Raw genomic sequence first — 15,707 nt, forward strand, 5'->3', positions numbered from 1 at the left:
CCGTGGACGGCAGCGAGACCGGTTGGGGTCGGCAGGCTGAGCCCGCCCCACGGTGGCGGGCGCTGCTCGACCGGGCCCGGCTCGCCGGTCGCGGCGCCGAGCACCACGACGTCGACCACCGCGCCGAGGAGACCCCGGCGCCGCCCCCGGAGACGCTGCCCCGCCGCGCCGCCGGCACCGGTTGGACGGGCCGGGCGCAGGCCGTCGCCCGCCCCGCCGACCCGTCGTTCGGGGCCGAACCGGCCTACCGGGTCGAGGCGACCTACCGGGTGGAGCCGACCTACCGGGTCGACCCGCGCTACGGCGGCGAGCCGGCGTACCAGGCGGAGCCCGCCTACCGCGGCGAGCCGGCGTACCAGGCGGAGCCCGCCTACCGCGGCGAGCCGGCGTACCAGGCGGAGCCCGCCTACCGCGCCGAGCCGGAGCCGCGCGCCGAGCCGTCCTGGCGGGCCGAGCCGGTCCGCCCGCCGGAGCCGGGCTACCCCGAGCCTCCGCCGCGCGGCCGCGGCACCGCCTCGGTCGAGTCCCGGTACGCCCTGCTCGACGGCGGCTACCAGCCCGACCCGCCCCCGGCGGAGTCCCGCTACGCGTTACTGGACCGGGGCCGCTACCGCCCGGAGGCCCATCCCGTTCCCGAGCCGGCCCGCATCGAGCCGCCCCGGATCGAGCCGGCGCGGGTGGAGTGGCGCGCCCCGGAGCCGGAGACCGAGCTGGAGCGCGCGGCCGGGGTGCTCCGCCGCGAGCTGGGCGCGCCCCGGGTGCTCGCCTTCGCCAACCCCAAGGGCGGCGTGCACAAGACCACCGCCACCGTGCTCGCCGCGGCCACCGTGGGCAGCGTCCGCGGGCGCGGGGTGCTCGCCTGGGACGACAACGAGCTGCGCGGCACCCTCGGCCTGCGCGCCGGCAGCGCCCGGCACGCGCGCACCATCCGGCACCTGATCCACGACCTCGCGCAGATCGAGATCCTGGAGGGCGCCACCCTGCTGGAGCATCTCGACGACTACCTCCGGCACGCCTCCGACGGCTCGTACGACGTGCTGGCCGGCGAGGAGAGCCCGCGCTTCGCCCAGCGCCTGGACCAGTTCACCGTCAAACGGGTGCTGGAGCTGCTGCGCCGCACCCACGACGTGGTCTGCGTGGACACCGGCAACAACGTGGAGAGCCCCAACTGGCGCACCGTCATGCAGGCCGCCGACCAGCTCGTGGTGACCACCGTGCCCCGCGAGGACGCCGCGTTCAGCGCCGACTGGATGCTCGACCTGCTGCACGAGGAGGGCATGGGCGAGCTGGCCGACAACGCGGTCACCCTGATCTCCTGCCCCACCCCCGGTCGCACGCCGCTCCAGGACGACCTGGAGCGGCACTTCGCCACCCGCACCCGGTCGGTGGCCGTGGTGCCCTACGACCCGGCGCTGGAGACCGGCTCCTCGATCGAGTACCACCAGCTCCAGGCGGAGACCCGGCAGCGCTGGCTCACGGCCGCCTCGGTGATGCTGGAACCGTTCGCCCGCTGACCGCCACCGCCACCGCCACCGCCACCGCCGCCACCGCCGCCCCGCGCCGCCCCGCCGCCTGAGAGGATCACCGGGTGAGTCCGGACACCTCTGATCCCGAGCGGGTCGCCGACGGTCCCGGCGCGCCCGGCGCCGCCGCCCGCCCGCCCGCCGGCGCGGAGCACGCCCCGACCGGCGACACGGGAAGCTCCCCGACCGCCGGGACGGAGGGCCACCTGCCCGCCCGGTCCCCGGGCGAGAGCGAGCCGCCCGGCTGGCCCGGCGGCCTGCCGGTGCCCGCCGGCACCCCGGTGACCGCGCCCGGCGCGGACCCGCTCGCCGGCTATCCCGGCGTGGTCGGGGAGGTGCCCGGCGTGCCGGCCGCCACCCGGCGGGCCGGCGGCCGGGCCGCCGCCGTCGCGCTCGGCGCGGCGCTGCTGCTGACCGTGCTCGGGGCGCCCCTGGGCCTGCTCTGGGCGCTGGTGGCCCCCGGCACGCCGGTGCGGATGACCGCCGAGGGGGCCGTCTACGCCACCCCGCAACCGGAGCAGCCGATCGCCGCGGACGGCTGGTTCAGCCTGCTCGCGTTGGGCTTCGGGGTGCTCGCCGCGATCACCCTGTGGGTGGTGCTGCGCCGCCGGCGTGGCCCGGCCGGCCTGGTCGCCGGCACGCTCGGCGGGCTCGGCGCGGCGGTCGTGGCCTGGCAGGTGGGCCGCCGGATCGGGCTCGGCACCTTCCATCGGCTGCTGGACACCGCGCCGCCCGGCACCGACTTCACCAAGCCCGCCGACCTGCGCGCCGGCGGCATCGACTGGTACGGGCCGCTGCCCGTCCCGCACGGCAACCTGCTGCTCGCGGCGTTCGGCGCGGCCGTGACGTACACCCTGCTGGCCGGCTGGTCGCGGTGGCCGTCGCTGCGGCCGGAGCCGCAGTGGGACGGCGGCTGGGCGCCCGGCGGGCCGGGGATCAGTTCGGAGCCGGGGGACCAGCCAGCTCGCTGAGCGGCACCGGGACGGCCCGGACCTCGCGCAGCAGGGTGGTCTCCCGGTGCAGCAGCCGCAGCTCGGCCCGGAGCCGGCCGGCGGTGTCGTCGATGGCGAGCAGCCGCTGCCGGTCGTCGACGGTCAGCGCCGCGGTGGCCGCGACCAGGTGCGACAGCACCGTCGGGTCCTCGGGGAGCTGCTCGGAGATCTCCTGCGGGTCCGGCCGGACCAGGCTCAGGTACTGCCGGAAGACCGAGATCACCCGGGCGGCCAGCAGGTCGGCCACCTCGTCGGCGCCGGCCGGCTCGGGCAGCCACTCCACCTCGGCGGTCAGGTACGGCGCGGCGGCGTCGTCGACCTCGGCGATGCGGAACCGCCGCCGGCCCACGGTGACGATGTCGAACCCGCCGTCGGCCAGCTCGGTGACCTGCCGCAGCTCGGCGGTGCAGCCCACCTCGTGCAGCGTGACCTCGCCGCCGGCGGGGCCGGAGCGGTCCGGCGGCCCGGCCGGCGCGACCTCCCAGCCGGCCCGGATGGCCACCACCCCGAACTCGCGCGGCGCGCCCTCGGGCAGCCCGACGAGGTGGCGCACCAGCGCCCGGTAGCGCTCCTCGAAGATGTGCAGCGGGAGAACCAGCCCCGGGAACAGGACCGTCCCGAGCGGGAAAACCGGCAGCCGTGCGGTCACGTGATCGAGAGTATCCCGAGCGCGCCGCGGCGGCGTGTCCCGGCTCACCGTCCCGGCGTACGGGCGGCTCCGGTCGGCGCGCGGACGGGCGGCCTAGACTCGCAAGGGTGTTGAATCGGATCGACCTGCGCGGCGGCGCGCGCGACCCGCGCCGCCTGCTGCCCCGTGCCCAGCTCGACGTCTCCGTGGCCGTCGAGAGGATCCGCCCCCTCGTGGAGGCGGTCCGGGAGCATGGGTACCCGGCGATCCGGGAGGCGAGCGAACGGTTCGACGGGGTCTCTCCCGAGCGCCTGCGGGTGCCGGTCGAGGTGATCCGCGCCGCCGAGGACACCCTCGACCCGCAGGTCCGCGCCGCGCTGCTGGAGTCGATCACCCGGGCCCGCAAGGTCCACGCCGACCAGCGCCGCGTCGACCACACCACCCAGGTGGTGCCGGGCGGCACGGTGACCGAGCGCTGGGTGCCGGTCGACCGGGTGGGCCTCTACGTCCCCGGCGGGCTGGCCATGTACCCGTCGACCGTGGTGATGAACGTGGTCCCCGCCCAGGCGGCCGGGGTCCGCTCGCTGGTGGTGGTCAGCCCGCCGCAGAAGGACAACGGCGGCCTGCCCGACCAGCGGGTGCTCGCCGCCTGCGCGCTGCTCGGCGTCGACGAGGTCTACGCCGTCGGCGGCGCCCAGGCCGTGGCCATGCTGGCCTACGGGGCGACCGTCGACCCCGAGGGCGCCGAGCGCTGCGAGGCCGTCGACATGATCACCGGCCCCGGCAACATCTGGGTGACCGCCGCGAAGCGGCTGCTGCGCGGCGTGGTGGGCATCGACGCCGAGGCCGGCCCCACCGAGATCGCCATCCTGGCCGACGACACGGCCGACCCGGCGCACGTCGCCGCCGACCTGATCAGCCAGGCCGAGCACGACCCCCTCGCGGCCAGCGTGCTGGTCACCCCGTCGGTGGCGCTCGCCGACGCGGTCGACGCCGAGCTGGCCCGGCAGGTGCCGGCGGCCAAGCACGCCGAGCGGATCGGCACCGCCCTGCGCGGCGAGCAGAGCGGCGTCGTCCTCGTCGACGACCTGGAGGCCGGGCTGCGGGTGGTCGACGCGTACGCGGCCGAGCACCTGGAGATCCAGACCGTCGACGCGCGCGAGTGGGCGCTGCGGGTGCGCAACGCCGGGGCGATCTTCGTGGGCGCCTGGTCGCCGGTGTCGCTCGGCGACTACTGCGCCGGCTCCAACCACGTGCTGCCCACCGGCGGCTGCGCCCGGCACTCCTCCGGCCTGTCGGTGCAGTCCTTCCTGCGCGGCGTCCACCTGGTGGAATACACGCGGGACGCGTTGCGCGAGGTGGCCCCGCACGTGGTCACCCTGGCCGGCGTCGAGGACCTGCCGGCGCACGGCCAGGCGGTCAGCGTGCGCTTCCCGGGGGCGACCTCGTGACCACCCTCGACGACCTGCCGATCCGCGACGACCTGCGGGGCCTGACGCCGTACGGGGCGCCGCAGCTCGACGTGCCGGTGCGGCTGAACACCAACGAGAACTCCTACCCGGTGCCCGAGCCGGTGGTGGAGGCGATCGGCAAGGCCCTCTCCGCCGAGCTGCGCGACCTCAACCGCTATCCCGACCGGGACGCCGTGGCGCTCCGCGCCGACCTGGCGGAGTACCTGGGCCACGGGCTCACCGTCGACCAGGTGTGGGCGGCCAACGGCTCCAACGAGATCCAGCAGCAGCTGCTCCAGGCGTTCGGCGGCCCCGGACGCACCGCGCTCGGCTTCACGCCGGCGTACTCGATGCACCCGCTGCTGGCGCTCGGCACCGGCACCGGCTGGATCCCGGCCGCCCGCGACGCGGACTTCGGGCTGGCCGCCGCCGACGCCGTCGCCCAGGTCCGGGCGCACCGGCCCGACGTGGTCTTCCTCTGCTCGCCGAACAACCCGACCGGCACCGCGCTCGACCCGGCGGTGGTGGCCGCCGTGCTGGCCGAGGCGCCCGGCATGGTGGTCGTGGACGAGGCGTACGCCGAGTTCGCCCGGCCCGGCACGGTCAGCGCGCTCGCCGTGCTGCCCGGGCACCCCCGGCTGGTGGTGACCCGGACCATGAGCAAGGCGTTCGGCTTCGCCGGTGGCCGGCTCGGCTACCTGGCGGCCGACCCGGCCGTGGTGCGGGCCGTGCAGCTGGTCCGGCTGCCGTACCACCTCTCGGCGCTCACCCAGGCCGCCGCCCGCGCGGCGCTGGCCCACCGCGACGCCCTGCTCGGCACGGTCGCCGCGATCATGGAGCAGCGCGACCGGATCGTCGCCGAGCTGCGCGCCCGCGGGCGCCGGGTGGCCGACAGCGACGCCAACTTCGTGCTCTTCGAGGTCGGCGGCGACCAGGCCGCGGCGTGGCGCACCCTGCTCGACGCCGGCGTGCTGGTCCGCGACGTCGGCCTGCCCGGCTGGCTGCGGGTCACCGCCGGCACCCCCGCCGAGACCGACGCCTTTCTGTCTGCAATGGAGAAGCTGTCATGAGCCGGACCGCCCGGGTGGAGCGGATCACCAAGGAGACCAAGGTCCTCGTCGAGATCGACCTCGACGGCACCGGCAAGGCCGACATCGAGACCGGCGTCGGCTTCTACGACCACATGCTGAACCAGATCGCCCGGCACGGCGGCTTCGACCTGACCGTGCACACGGTCGGCGACCTGGAGATCGACGCCCACCACACCATGGAGGACACCGCGCTGGCCCTGGGCGCCGCGTTCGACCAGGCGCTGGGGGACAAGGCCGGCATCCGGCGGTACGGCTCGGCCACCGTCCCCATGGACGAGGTGCTGGTCCGGGCCGCCGTCGACCTCTCCGGGCGGCCGTACGTGGTGCACGACGAGCCGGCGCTCGCGCCGTACATCGGGCCGGTCTACCCGACGAGCATGACCCGGCACATCTGGGAGTCGTTCGGTCAGGCCGCCCGGGTCACGCTGCACGTGGACGTGCTGCGGGCGGCCCGGCCGGGCGGCAACCCGGACGCCCACCACGTGGTGGAGGCCCAGTTCAAGGCGGTCTCCCGCGCGCTGCGCGAGGCCACGTCGATCGACCCGCGGGCGGCCGGCGCGATTCCCAGCACGAAGGGAGCCCTCTGATGAGCGCGAGGAACGCAGCGCAGCGGAGTACCGCAGTCGTGAATGGAAGCCGGCTCTGATGGGGCGGGCACTGCCGACGCTGCTGCTGATCCTCGCCGGGGTGCTGGTCGGCGGCACCTGGTCGCTCTACAAGCAGGGCGCCGCCCGCCCCGCCGTGGTGGTCACCGGGCTGCTGGCCGTGCTGGCCACCGCCGGCGGGCTGCTCTGGCTGCTGCCGGGGGAGGGGTCGTGAGCAGGCGTGTCGTGGTGCTCGACTACGGCTCGGGCAACCTGCGCTCAGCCGAGCGCGCCCTGGAGCGGGCCGGCGCCGACGTCACCGTCACCGCCGACCTGAGCGCCGCCGCCGAGGCCGAGGGCCTGGTGGTGCCGGGTGTCGGCGCGTACGCGGCGTGCATGGCCGGGATCGAGGAGCTGGGCGCGGGGCCGGTCATCGCCGAGCGGGTGGCCGCCGGCCGCCCGGTGCTCGGCATCTGCGTGGGCATGCAGGTGCTCTTCGAGCACGGCGACGAGCACGGCGTGGTCACGAAGGGGCTCGGGCTGCTCCCCGGCGGGGTGACGAAGCTGCCCGCGCCGCGGCTGCCGCACATGGGCTGGAACACCGTGCACGCTCCGGCCGGCTCGGTGCTCTTCGCCGGCCTGCCGGCGGACGCCCGGTTCTACTTCGTCCACTCCTACGGGGTAACCGAACCGGCGGCGCTGGCCGCCGCCGGGGCCACCGTCACCACCGCCCACCACGGCACGGACTTCGTCGCCGGGGTCGAGCGCGGCGCGCTGTCGGCGGCCCAGTTCCACCCCGAGAAGTCCGCCGACACCGGGGCGGCCCTGCTGCGCAACTGGCTCGGCACACTGTGAGCGCGAGGAGTGAGCCGGGGTTGCGAGCCCCGCAGTCGCGAACGAACGGTGGCGCAGTGTGAGTAAGGAGCGGGCCCGCCGCCGGGAGGCCCGCCAGGCCGAGCTGGAGCGGGAACGCGTCGCGCGGGCCCGGAAGGTGGCGCGGCGGGAGCGGCGGCGCGTGGTCGCCCGCCGGTTCACGCCGAGGCTGCGGCGGGGCCGCACCGGCCGGCTGCGCCGGCACAGCCGCGGGGAGCGGGCGGCCATCGTGCTGCTCACCGGCGCGGCGGTGGCCGGTATCTGGAGTTTCGTCGACGACCTGGCGCTGCGGCTGGCGCTGGTCGTGTTGTTGCTGCTGGTCCTGCCCGCGGTCGTGGTGATCGCCCTGGACCGTCGTTCCTGATGCGAGGAGTAGATCGTTGAGCCTCACCCTGTTGCCCGCCGTGGACGTCGCCGACGGCCAGGCCGTCCGGCTCGTCCAGGGCGCCGCCGGCAGCGAGACCGCGTACGGCGACCCGCTGGAGGCCGCCCTCGCCTGGCAGGCCGACGGCGCGGAGTGGATCCACCTGGTCGACCTGGACGCCGCGTTCGGCCGGGGCACCAACGCCCACCTGCTGGCCGAGGTGGTCCGGCAGCTCGACGTGAAGGTCGAGCTGTCCGGCGGCATCCGTGACGACGAGTCGTTGCAGGCCGCCCTGGGCACCGGCGCGGCCCGGGTGAACATCGGCACCGCCGCGCTGGAGGACCCGGAGTGGTGCGACCGGGTCTGCGGCGAGTACGGCGACCGGGTGGCCATCGGGCTGGACGTGCGCGGCCGTACCCTCTCCGCGCGCGGCTGGACCCGCGACGGCGGTGACCTCTACGAGGTGCTGGCCCGGCTGGACAAGGCCGGCGCCTCCCGCTACGTGGTCACGGACATCACCAAGGACGGCACCATGCGCGGGCCCAACCTGGACCTGCTGCGCGAGGTCTGCTCCCGCACCGACGCCCCGGTGATCGCCTCCGGTGGCGTGTCCACGCTGGACGACCTGCGCGCGCTGGCCACCCTGGAGCCGGTGGGCGTGGAGGGCGTGATCGCGGGCAAGGCGCTCTACGCGGGGGCGTTCACCGTCGCCGAGGCGATGGCCACCCTGCGGGCCGGGGCGTGACGGCCGTCGCGGGTGAGGGCGCCCGGCCGGCGCCGGACGTGCCGGCCGGCGCGGCGGTCACCCGGCTGGGCTCGGGCGGGCCGTGGGAGGCGCTCTACGGCTACTGCCGGGTGGTGCGCGCCGGACAGCTGGCGATCACCGCCGGCTGCACCTCGACGGTGGACGGCCGGGTGGCCCACGTGGGCGACGCCGCGGCGCAGACCGCCCAGGCGATCCGGATCGGCCTGGACGCGCTCGCCGAGGTCGGCGCCGAGCCGGCCGACGTGGTGCGCACCCGGATGTACGTGACCGACCGGATGTACGCCGACGAGGTGGGCCGGGCGCACAACGCGGTGTTCGGCGCCGTCCGTCCGGTGGCCACCATGGTCGTGGTGGCCGGGCTGATCGACCCGGAGCACCTGGTCGAGGTCGAGCTGGAGGCCTGGCTCGGCGATCGCTGACGGCCTTCCCCGCGGTGTGGGGGCGGCCACTCCGCGGCCAGTTCGGTTGTGCACAACTCAATTGCGGGCTACGTTTTCGGGGTGACCGATGATCTGGTGCTGCGCCGGCAGGTGTGCTTCGCCCTCTACGCGGCGTCGCGCGCCCTCACCGACGTCTACCGGCCCATCCTCGACGAGCACGGCCTGACCTACCCGCAGTACCTGGTGCTGCTGGTCCTCTGGGAGCGCGGCGACGACGCCCCCACGGTCTCCGAGCTCGGCGCGCGGCTCCGGCTCGACTCCGGCACCCTCTCGCCGCTGCTCAAGCGGCTGGAGACGGCCGGCCTGGTGGTGCGTACCCGCTCGGCGGCCGACGAGCGCCGGGTCGAGGTGGGCCTCACCGCGCAGGGCCGGGCCCTGCGGGAGCGGATGGACGAGGTGCCGTGCCGGGTGGCCCGCGCCACCGGCCTCACCGAGGCCGAGCTGGTCGCCCTCCGCGACACCCTCACCCGGGTCACCGAGACGATCCACCGACAGAAGGAGCAGTGACCACCATGCAGGTGCTCTACACCGCGTCCGCGCAGGCCACCGGCGACGGCCGGGACGGCCACGTCCGCACCTCCGACGGCGGCCTCGACCTGGACCTGGCCGTCCCGAAGGAGATGGGCGGCGCCGGCGGCGCGACCAACCCGGAGCAGCTCTTCGCGGCCGGCTACGCCGCCTGCTTCCACTCCGCGCTGCGCCTGGTCGCCCGTAAGGCCCGGGCGGACCTCTCGAACTCGGTCGTCGAGGCCGAGGTGGGCATCGGCCCGAACGGCAGCGGCGGCTACGGCCTGGCCGTCACGCTGGTGGTCGACCTGCCCGTGGTCGAGCGGTCCGCCGCGCAGCAGCTCGTCGAGGCGGCCCACCAGGTCTGCCCGTACTCCAACGCGACCCGGGGCAACGTCGAGGTCACCCTGACCGTCCGGGACGCCCGATGACCGCCAACCGGGAGATCCACCTGGCGTCCCGCCCGCAGGGCTGGCCCACCGCCGACAACTTCCGCCTCGTCGAGACCGAGGTGCCCACCCCGGGGCCCGGCCAGCTCGTGGTCCGCAACCGGTTCATGTCGGTGGACCCGTACATGCGCGGGCGGATGAACGACGTCAAGTCGTACGTGCCGCCGTTCGCGCTCGACGCCCCGCTCGACGGCGGTGCGGTCGGCGAGGTGGTGGCGAGCGAGGCCGAGGGCTTCGCTCCCGGCGACACCGTGCTGCACGGCCTGGGCTGGCGGGAGTACGCGCTGGTCGACGCCCGGGGCGCCCGGAAGGTCGACCCGGACCTGGCGCCGGTCACCGCCTACCTGGGCGTGCTCGGCATGACCGGGCTGACCGCGTACGCCGGGCTGCTCGACGTGGCGGCCATGAAGCCGGGCGAGACGGTCTTCGTCTCCGGCGCGGCCGGCGCGGTCGGCAGCATGGTCGGGCAGATCGCCAAGCTGCGCGGCGCCGGCCGGGTCATCGGCAGCGCCGGCTCGCCGGCCAAGGTCGAGCGGCTGCGGGCGCTCGGCTTCGACGCCGCGTTCGACTACCACGACGGCCCGGTCCGCGACCAGCTCAGGGCCGCCGCGCCGGACGGCGTCGACGTCTACTTCGACAACGTCGGCGGCGAGCACCTGGAGGCCGCCATCGGCGCCATGAACCTGCACGGCCGGGCCGCCATCTGCGGCATGATCGCGCAGTACAACGCCACCGAGCCGCCCGCCGCACCGCGCAACCTGGCGCTGCTCATCGGCAAGCGGCTCACCCTGCGCGGCTTCCTGGTCGGCGACCACGGGCACCTGCGGGAGCAGTTCGTCCAGGAGATGGCCGGCTGGCTGCGGGACGGCCGGATCACCTACGACGAGACGGTGGTCGACGGCATCGAGCGGGCCCCGGAGGCCTTCCTCGGCCTGCTGCGCGGCGAGAACCTGGGCAAGATGCTCGTCCGTGTGTGACGCCGCACTCGTTCACGGCGGTCGGCCCGGTTGGGCCGGCCGCCGTGCCGTGCCGGTTGGATAGGCTCACGGCATGACGGTGGCGGTACGGGTGATCCCGTGTCTGGACGTGGACGCCGGGCGGGTGGTCAAGGGGGTCAACTTCCTCGACCTGCGCGACGCCGGCGACCCGGTCGAGCTGGCGGCCGCGTACGACCGGGCCGGCGCCGACGAGCTGACCTTCCTCGACGTCACCGCCTCCAGCAGCGACCGCGGCACCATGCTCGACGTGGTGCGGCGCACCGCCGAGTCGGTCTTCATCCCGCTCACCGTCGGCGGTGGCGTCCGCCAGGTCGCCGACGTCGACACCCTGCTGCGGGCCGGCGCGGACAAGGTCGGGGTGAACACCGCGGCCATCGCCCGCCCCGAGCTGATCGCCGAGATCGCCGACCGGTTCGGCCGCCAGGTGCTGGTGCTCTCCCTCGACGTACGCCGGGCGCCGGCCGGCGCCACGCCGAGCGGCTTCGAGGTGACCACGCACGGCGGGCGCCGGGGCGCCGGACTCGACGCGGTCGAGTGGGCGGCGCGCGGCGCCGAACTGGGCGCGGGGGAGATCCTGCTCAACTCGATGGACGCCGACGGCACCAAGGCCGGCTTCGACCTGCCGCTGATCGAGGCGGTCCGCGCGGTGGTTGACGTGCCGGTGATCGCCAGCGGCGGGGCGGGCGAGGTCGCCCACTTCCCGCCGGCCATCGGCGCGGGCGCCGACGCGGTGCTCGCGGCGAGCGTCTTCCACTTCGGCGAGCTGACCGTCGGCGAGGTCAAGGACGCCCTGCGCGGCGCGGGCCACCCGGTCCGCTGACGCCCGCCCGCCCGTCGGCTCGGCGGGGAGCCGCCGCCGGTCAGGGGCGGCCGGAGTGACCCTCGGGGGAGCGGCGGGGCATCGGGATCGAACGGACCACGTACTCCTGCACGGCGGCGGCGTGGTCGTCCTCGTCCAGCCGCCAGTCGGACTCGCCGGGCACGGGGCCGCGGCTCAGCACGCCCTGCACGGTGTCGACGGTGGTGCCCAGCCCGGCGCTGGGCCGGGTGCGCCAGAGCCGCTCGCCGTCCGGGGTCACCCGGAACCAGCCGTCGGTGACGCTGACCAGGCCCGCGTCGACGAGCCGGCGGACCGCGCCCTCCACCTCGTGCCGCTCGGGGATGGCCTGGTTGAGGTGGTCGGCTGTGGAGAGGACGTCGGCGAGGCGCACGCCCTCCGGGCGCCGGGTGTCGGCGGCCCGGCGGTGCCGACCGGCGCCGCTCGCGATGACCAGTGAGACGAAGATCCAGGCGTCGCTCCAACGCCAACCGTTCTCCCCCATGAACGAATGATGCCCGGCGACGGCGGCGGAGAAAACACCCGGTTTCGCGGCCGGACGTCGCCGCAGCTCAGCGACGTCCGGCGCGTCCCGTTCCGCTGCGGGCGGCGCGGCGGTGGTGACGCTGCGTGGTCGAAGGGCGGTTCAGGCTGCCTCGCCGGCCGCCCCCGGCGCGCAGGCGACCACCGGCTCGTCGGCCGGCCGGGCCGGCACCGCGAAGATCGGGATGAAGAACTGGGCGAGCGGCCCGATGGCCAGCGCGTACGCCACGGTGCCGAGGCCCACGGTGCCGCCGAGCAGCCAGCCCAGGCTCAGCACGGTCACCTCGATCACGGTCCGCACCAGCCGCAGGGAGTAGCGGGGCCGGCGGGCCGTGAAGCCGGTCATGAGGCCGTCGCGCGGGCCGGGGCCGAGCCCGGCGCCCAGGTAGAGGCCGGTGGCGGCGCCGTTGGCGACGATCCCGGAGACCAGCAGGGTGGCGCGGACCGGCAGGCCGTCGCCGGGCGGCAGCAGGGCCAGCGTGGCGTCGACGACCAGGCCGATCACCACGACGTTGCTGATGGTGCCGAGGCCGGGACGCTGCCGCAGCGGGATCCAGAGCAGCAGCACGAGCGCGCCGACCGCGATGGTGACCGTGCCGAAGGAGAGGTGGGTCTGTCGGGCGAGCCCCTGGTGGAACACGTCCCACGGGTCGAGCCCGAGGCCGGACCGGATCATCAGCGCCATGCTGATGCCGTAGAGGGCCAGCCCGGCGTAGAGCTGGACGAGCCGCCGGGTGGGCCGGTGCCGGAGATTGCCAATTGGTGCCATGCATGCCACCCTAGGGGCCAATCCTGCCCGCGACAGAGCCAATTCAGGAGGGGTGGCCATGACGAGTCAGGTGCGTGGCGTCCAATTGGCTCGGCTCCTCGGGCAGTGGCACGCCCTACCGGGCCGCCGGCGCAGCCCGGACTACGCCGCGCTCGCCGCCGCGGTCCGCGGGCTGCTCGCCGACGGCCGGCTCCCCCTCGGGGTACGCCTGCCGGCCGAGCGCGATCTGGCCGAGGCGCTGCGGATCAGCCGCACCACGGTCACCGCCGCCTACCGGGAGCTCCGGGAGACCGGCCACCTGGCCAGCCGGCGGGGCGCCGGGAGCTGGACCATGCTCCCGGGCACGCACCGGGTGGCCAGCACCGGGCTCTGGACCCCGCTCGACGACCGGGACATGATCGACCTGGGGGTGGCCGCGCTCTCCGCCCCGGCGCAGCTCGTGCCCGCGGCCCGGGCCGCCGCCGAGGACCTGCCCCGCTACCTCGGCGGGGCCGGCTACCACCCGACCGGCATCATCGAGCTGCGCGAGGCGGTGGCCCGCGCGTACACCGACCGGGGGCTGCCGACCAGCCCGGAACAGATCATGGTCACCAGCGGCACCCAGCACGCGCTGGACCTGGTGCTGCGGCTGGCCCTGTCGCCGGGCGGCGGGGTGCTGGTGGAGTCACCGACCTACCCGAACGCCCTCGCCGCGCTGTCGGCCCGGCGGGCCCGGATCACCACTCACGGTCTCGCCGCCGACGGCGACGGCTGGGACGCCGACCTGCTGCTGGGCAGCATCCGGCAGACCCGGCCGAAGCTGGCGTACGTGATCCCCGAGTTCCACAACCCGACCGGCCACCTCATGGCGACCGACCTGCGCGAGCGGCTGGTCGGCGCGGCGCACGCCGCCGGCACCGACCTCGTGGTGGACGAGTCGTTCGTGGACCTGCCGCTGGACGGCACCCCGCTGCCGCCGCCGGTGGCCACCTTCGACCGGCACTCCCGGGTCATCAGCATCGGCGGGATGAGCAAGCCGTACTGGGGTGGCCTGCGGATCGGCTGGGTCCGGGCGTCCGCCCCGCAGGTGCAGCGGCTGGCCGCCGCCCGGGTCGGCGTGGACATGGCCAGCCCGGTGCTCGACCAGCTCGTCGCGGTGCACCTGCTGGCCCAGGGGCCCAGCATCGTGGCCGCCCGGCGGATCCAGCTCGCCGCCCAGCGGGACGCCCTCGTCAAGGCGATGGCCGACCGCCTGCCCGACTGGCGGGTCACCGTGCCGCGCGGCGGGGTGACGCTCTGGGCGGAGCTGGACGGCCCGATCTCCAGCGCGCTGGCCCGGGCCGCCGAGGAGGTCGGCGTACGCCTGGCGCCCGGACCGCGGTTCGGCCTGGACGGCACCCTTGAGCGGTTCCTCCGGCTGCCCTTCACGCTGCCCACCGCGGACCTGGAGGAGGCCGTCGGCCGGCTCGCCGCGGTCCGCTACGACCTGGACCGCACCGGCCGTCCGCAGTGGCGGGAGCCCTCCGTCATCGCCTGACCGGACCTGGGGCGCGCCGGGCGTCCCGGGGACGGCGTCCCGGCCGCCCGGCTGCCAGACTGTCCGCCGTGACGGACGGAACGCGGCGCGGGCCGCGGATGCGGGTGATGACCGAGGGCGCCTCGGTCACCCCGCTGGAACTCTTCTTCGACCTGGTCTTCGTCTACGCGCTCACCCAGGTGACCGCGCTCATGGCGACCGACCTGACGTGGCCCGGCCTGGGTCGGGGCCTGCTGCTGCTGGCCCTGCTCTGGTGGTGCTGGTGCTGCTACGCCTGGCTCGGCAACACCGTCCGGGCCGACGAGGGCGTGGTCCGGGTGGTCCTCTTCGCGGTGATCGCCACCATGTTCGTGGTCGCCGCGACCATCCCCGAGGCGTTCGTCGACCTGCCCGGCGGGCTCTCCGGCCCGGTCGTCTTCGCCGCCTGCTACCTGGCCGTCCGGGTGCTGCACCTGACCCTCTACTGGTACGCCGCCCGCGGCGACGCCGGGCTGCGCCGGCAGCTGGTGCGGGCCGCCCTGCCGATGCTGGGCGGGGCGGTGCTGCTCTTCACCGCCGCGCTGCTGCCGCCGTACCTCACCGACGACCCGGGGCGCGTCGTCGCGTTGCGTACCGTCCTGTGGGTGTGCGCCCTCGCGGTCGACTACGGCGGCATCATGGCCATCGGCGCGGCGGGCTGGCAGATCCTCTCGGCCGCCCACTGGACGGAGCGGCACGGCCTCATCATCATCGTGGCGCTGGGGGAGTCCCTCGTCGCCATCGGCGTCGGGATCACCGCGCTGCCGATCTCCTGGCCGATCATCGTGGCCTCGTTCCTCGGCGTCACGGTGGCAGCGGCGCTGTGGTGGGCGTACTTCGACGTGGTGTCGATCGCCGCCGAGCGGGTGCTGGCGCGGGCGCGGGGCGCCGAACGGGCCGCGCTGGGCCGGGACTCCTACACCTACCTGCACCTGCCGATGGTCGCCGGGATCATCCTGCTCGCCCTCGGCTTCAAGAAGGTCCTGGCGTACGTCGGGGACGGCACCCACCACCGGCTCACCGACCCGCTGCACGGGCTGGGCCTGCTCGCCCTCTACGGCGGCGTGATCGTCTACCTGCTCGGGCACGTGGGCTTCCGGCTGCGCAACATGCGCTCGCTCAACTGGCCGCGGGTCGCCACCACCGTGCTGCTGGTGCTGCTCCTGCCGGTCGCCGACCACCTGCCCGCACTGGCCGCGCTGGGGCTGCTCGCCGTGGTCTGCGCCGGCATGGTGGGGGCCGAGGTGGTGCTCTTCGGCACGGCCCGCCGCGCCCTGCGCGACGAGTTCCTCACCGAGCACGGCGTCGGCGGCGAGCCCGGCCGGTAGGCACGTTCCGGTACGGATCGTCCGATCGGCACCGCGCGGGCCGGCGATTG

The 15,707-nt window shown here is 75.7% G+C and carries 19 protein-coding genes; 16 read left to right on the top strand and 3 right to left on the bottom strand.

Annotated features, from left to right (window positions below; all coding sequences use genetic code 11):
• Window positions 1-2: 2 nt before the first annotated feature.
• Together FXF50_RS18575 and FXF50_RS18580 are read left to right on the top strand one after the other, a co-directional pair.
• Entirely contained in the window at window positions 3-1,514 is a 1,512-nt protein-coding gene (locus tag FXF50_RS18575) for an AAA family ATPase (protein ID WP_148429521.1), read from the top strand.
• A gap of 74 nt (window positions 1,515-1,588) precedes the next feature.
• On the top strand, window positions 1,589-2,494 hold the full coding sequence (locus FXF50_RS18580) for a DUF2567 domain-containing protein (RefSeq protein WP_370464130.1): 906 nt from the start codon (window positions 1,589-1,591) through the stop codon (window positions 2,492-2,494).
• Here FXF50_RS18580 and FXF50_RS18585 read toward each other — a convergent pair.
• The gene (locus FXF50_RS18585; RefSeq protein WP_148429523.1) at window positions 2,460-3,164 is read right to left on the bottom strand and encodes an LON peptidase substrate-binding domain-containing protein; all 705 of its coding nucleotides are present in this window, start codon (window positions 3,162-3,164) and stop codon (window positions 2,460-2,462) included. The two genes, FXF50_RS18580 and FXF50_RS18585, sit on opposite strands and share 35 nt — an antisense overlap.
• 107 nt (window positions 3,165-3,271) lie before the next feature.
• Between FXF50_RS18585 and hisD the strand changes: the two genes are divergently transcribed.
• The 12 genes from hisD to hisF all read left to right on the top strand — a co-directional run bounded on the left by hisD (window position 3,272) and on the right by hisF (window position 11,486).
• Window positions 3,272-4,594 carry a histidinol dehydrogenase gene (gene hisD / locus FXF50_RS18590; RefSeq protein WP_148429525.1) on the top strand — a complete coding sequence of 441 codons (1,323 nt, stop codon included), beginning with the start codon at window positions 3,272-3,274 and terminating at the stop codon, window positions 4,592-4,594.
• Window positions 4,591-5,664: a histidinol-phosphate transaminase gene (locus FXF50_RS18595; protein ID WP_148429527.1), complete on the top strand. Its 1,074-nt coding sequence runs from the start codon at window positions 4,591-4,593 to the stop codon at window positions 5,662-5,664. Before hisD ends, FXF50_RS18595 begins: the two co-directional genes overlap by 4 nt.
• The gene (gene hisB / locus FXF50_RS18600) at window positions 5,661-6,272 is read left to right on the top strand and encodes an imidazoleglycerol-phosphate dehydratase HisB (protein ID WP_148429530.1); all 612 of its coding nucleotides are present in this window, start codon (window positions 5,661-5,663) and stop codon (window positions 6,270-6,272) included. The genes FXF50_RS18595 and hisB overlap by 4 nt, the downstream gene beginning before the upstream one ends.
• 58 nt (window positions 6,273-6,330) lie before the next feature.
• Window positions 6,331-6,504 carry a hypothetical protein gene (locus tag FXF50_RS29365; RefSeq protein ID WP_167544604.1) on the top strand — a complete coding sequence of 58 codons (174 nt, stop codon included), beginning with the start codon at window positions 6,331-6,333 and terminating at the stop codon, window positions 6,502-6,504.
• Window positions 6,501-7,124: an imidazole glycerol phosphate synthase subunit HisH gene (hisH, locus tag FXF50_RS18605; RefSeq protein ID WP_148429532.1), complete on the top strand. Its 624-nt coding sequence runs from the start codon at window positions 6,501-6,503 to the stop codon at window positions 7,122-7,124. Before FXF50_RS29365 ends, hisH begins: the two co-directional genes overlap by 4 nt.
• Before the next feature lie 58 nt (window positions 7,125-7,182).
• On the top strand, window positions 7,183-7,506 hold the full coding sequence (locus tag FXF50_RS18610; RefSeq protein ID WP_148429535.1) for a hypothetical protein: 324 nt from the start codon (window positions 7,183-7,185) through the stop codon (window positions 7,504-7,506).
• Window positions 7,507-7,522: 16 nt separating this feature from the next.
• Complete coding sequence (gene priA, locus FXF50_RS18615) at window positions 7,523-8,251, top strand: bifunctional 1-(5-phosphoribosyl)-5-((5-phosphoribosylamino)methylideneamino)imidazole-4-carboxamide isomerase/phosphoribosylanthranilate isomerase PriA (RefSeq protein WP_148429537.1); 729 nt, start codon at window positions 7,523-7,525, stop codon at window positions 8,249-8,251.
• Window positions 8,248-8,691 (top strand): RidA family protein, encoded by a 444-nt coding sequence (locus FXF50_RS18620; protein WP_255510102.1) that lies wholly within the window; start codon window positions 8,248-8,250, stop codon window positions 8,689-8,691. Before priA ends, FXF50_RS18620 begins: the two co-directional genes overlap by 4 nt.
• Before the next feature lie 81 nt (window positions 8,692-8,772).
• Window positions 8,773-9,219: a MarR family winged helix-turn-helix transcriptional regulator gene (locus FXF50_RS18625; RefSeq protein ID WP_148429539.1), complete on the top strand. Its 447-nt coding sequence runs from the start codon at window positions 8,773-8,775 to the stop codon at window positions 9,217-9,219.
• Between the two features lie 5 nt (window positions 9,220-9,224).
• Window positions 9,225-9,650: an organic hydroperoxide resistance protein gene (locus FXF50_RS18630; RefSeq protein WP_148429745.1), complete on the top strand. Its 426-nt coding sequence runs from the start codon at window positions 9,225-9,227 to the stop codon at window positions 9,648-9,650.
• A complete protein-coding gene (locus FXF50_RS18635) occupies window positions 9,647-10,645 on the top strand; it encodes an NADP-dependent oxidoreductase (protein ID WP_148429541.1) in 999 nt (332 codons plus the stop codon). The genes FXF50_RS18630 and FXF50_RS18635 overlap by 4 nt, the downstream gene beginning before the upstream one ends.
• Window positions 10,646-10,718: 73 nt before the next feature.
• Window positions 10,719-11,486: an imidazole glycerol phosphate synthase subunit HisF gene (hisF, locus tag FXF50_RS18640; protein WP_148429543.1), complete on the top strand. Its 768-nt coding sequence runs from the start codon at window positions 10,719-10,721 to the stop codon at window positions 11,484-11,486.
• A 40-nt stretch (window positions 11,487-11,526) separates the two neighbouring features.
• Here the strand turns inward: hisF and FXF50_RS18645 are convergent, their stop codons facing one another.
• Both FXF50_RS18645 and FXF50_RS18650 read right to left on the bottom strand, forming a co-directional pair.
• Window positions 11,527-11,988 (bottom strand): hypothetical protein, encoded by a 462-nt coding sequence (locus FXF50_RS18645; RefSeq protein WP_148429545.1) that lies wholly within the window; start codon window positions 11,986-11,988, stop codon window positions 11,527-11,529.
• A gap of 141 nt (window positions 11,989-12,129) precedes the next feature.
• Window positions 12,130-12,795 (bottom strand): YitT family protein, encoded by a 666-nt coding sequence (locus FXF50_RS18650; protein ID WP_148429547.1) that lies wholly within the window; start codon window positions 12,793-12,795, stop codon window positions 12,130-12,132.
• Window positions 12,796-12,853: 58 nt separating this feature from the next.
• Here FXF50_RS18650 and FXF50_RS18655 point away from each other — a divergent pair, with 58 nt between their 5' ends.
• Complete coding sequence (locus tag FXF50_RS18655) at window positions 12,854-14,311, top strand: PLP-dependent aminotransferase family protein (RefSeq protein WP_148429549.1); 1,458 nt, start codon at window positions 12,854-12,856, stop codon at window positions 14,309-14,311.
• Between the two features lie 68 nt (window positions 14,312-14,379).
• Window positions 14,380-15,657, top strand: a complete 1,278-nt coding sequence (locus tag FXF50_RS18660; RefSeq protein WP_222866077.1) for a low temperature requirement protein A — start codon at window positions 14,380-14,382, stop codon at window positions 15,655-15,657.
• Window positions 15,658-15,707: the final 50 nt, after the last annotated feature.

Origin of the sequence: Micromonospora sp. AP08, from assembly GCF_008085935.1 — a bacterium.
Lineage (GTDB): Bacteria > Actinomycetota > Actinomycetes > Mycobacteriales > Micromonosporaceae > Micromonospora > Micromonospora chersina.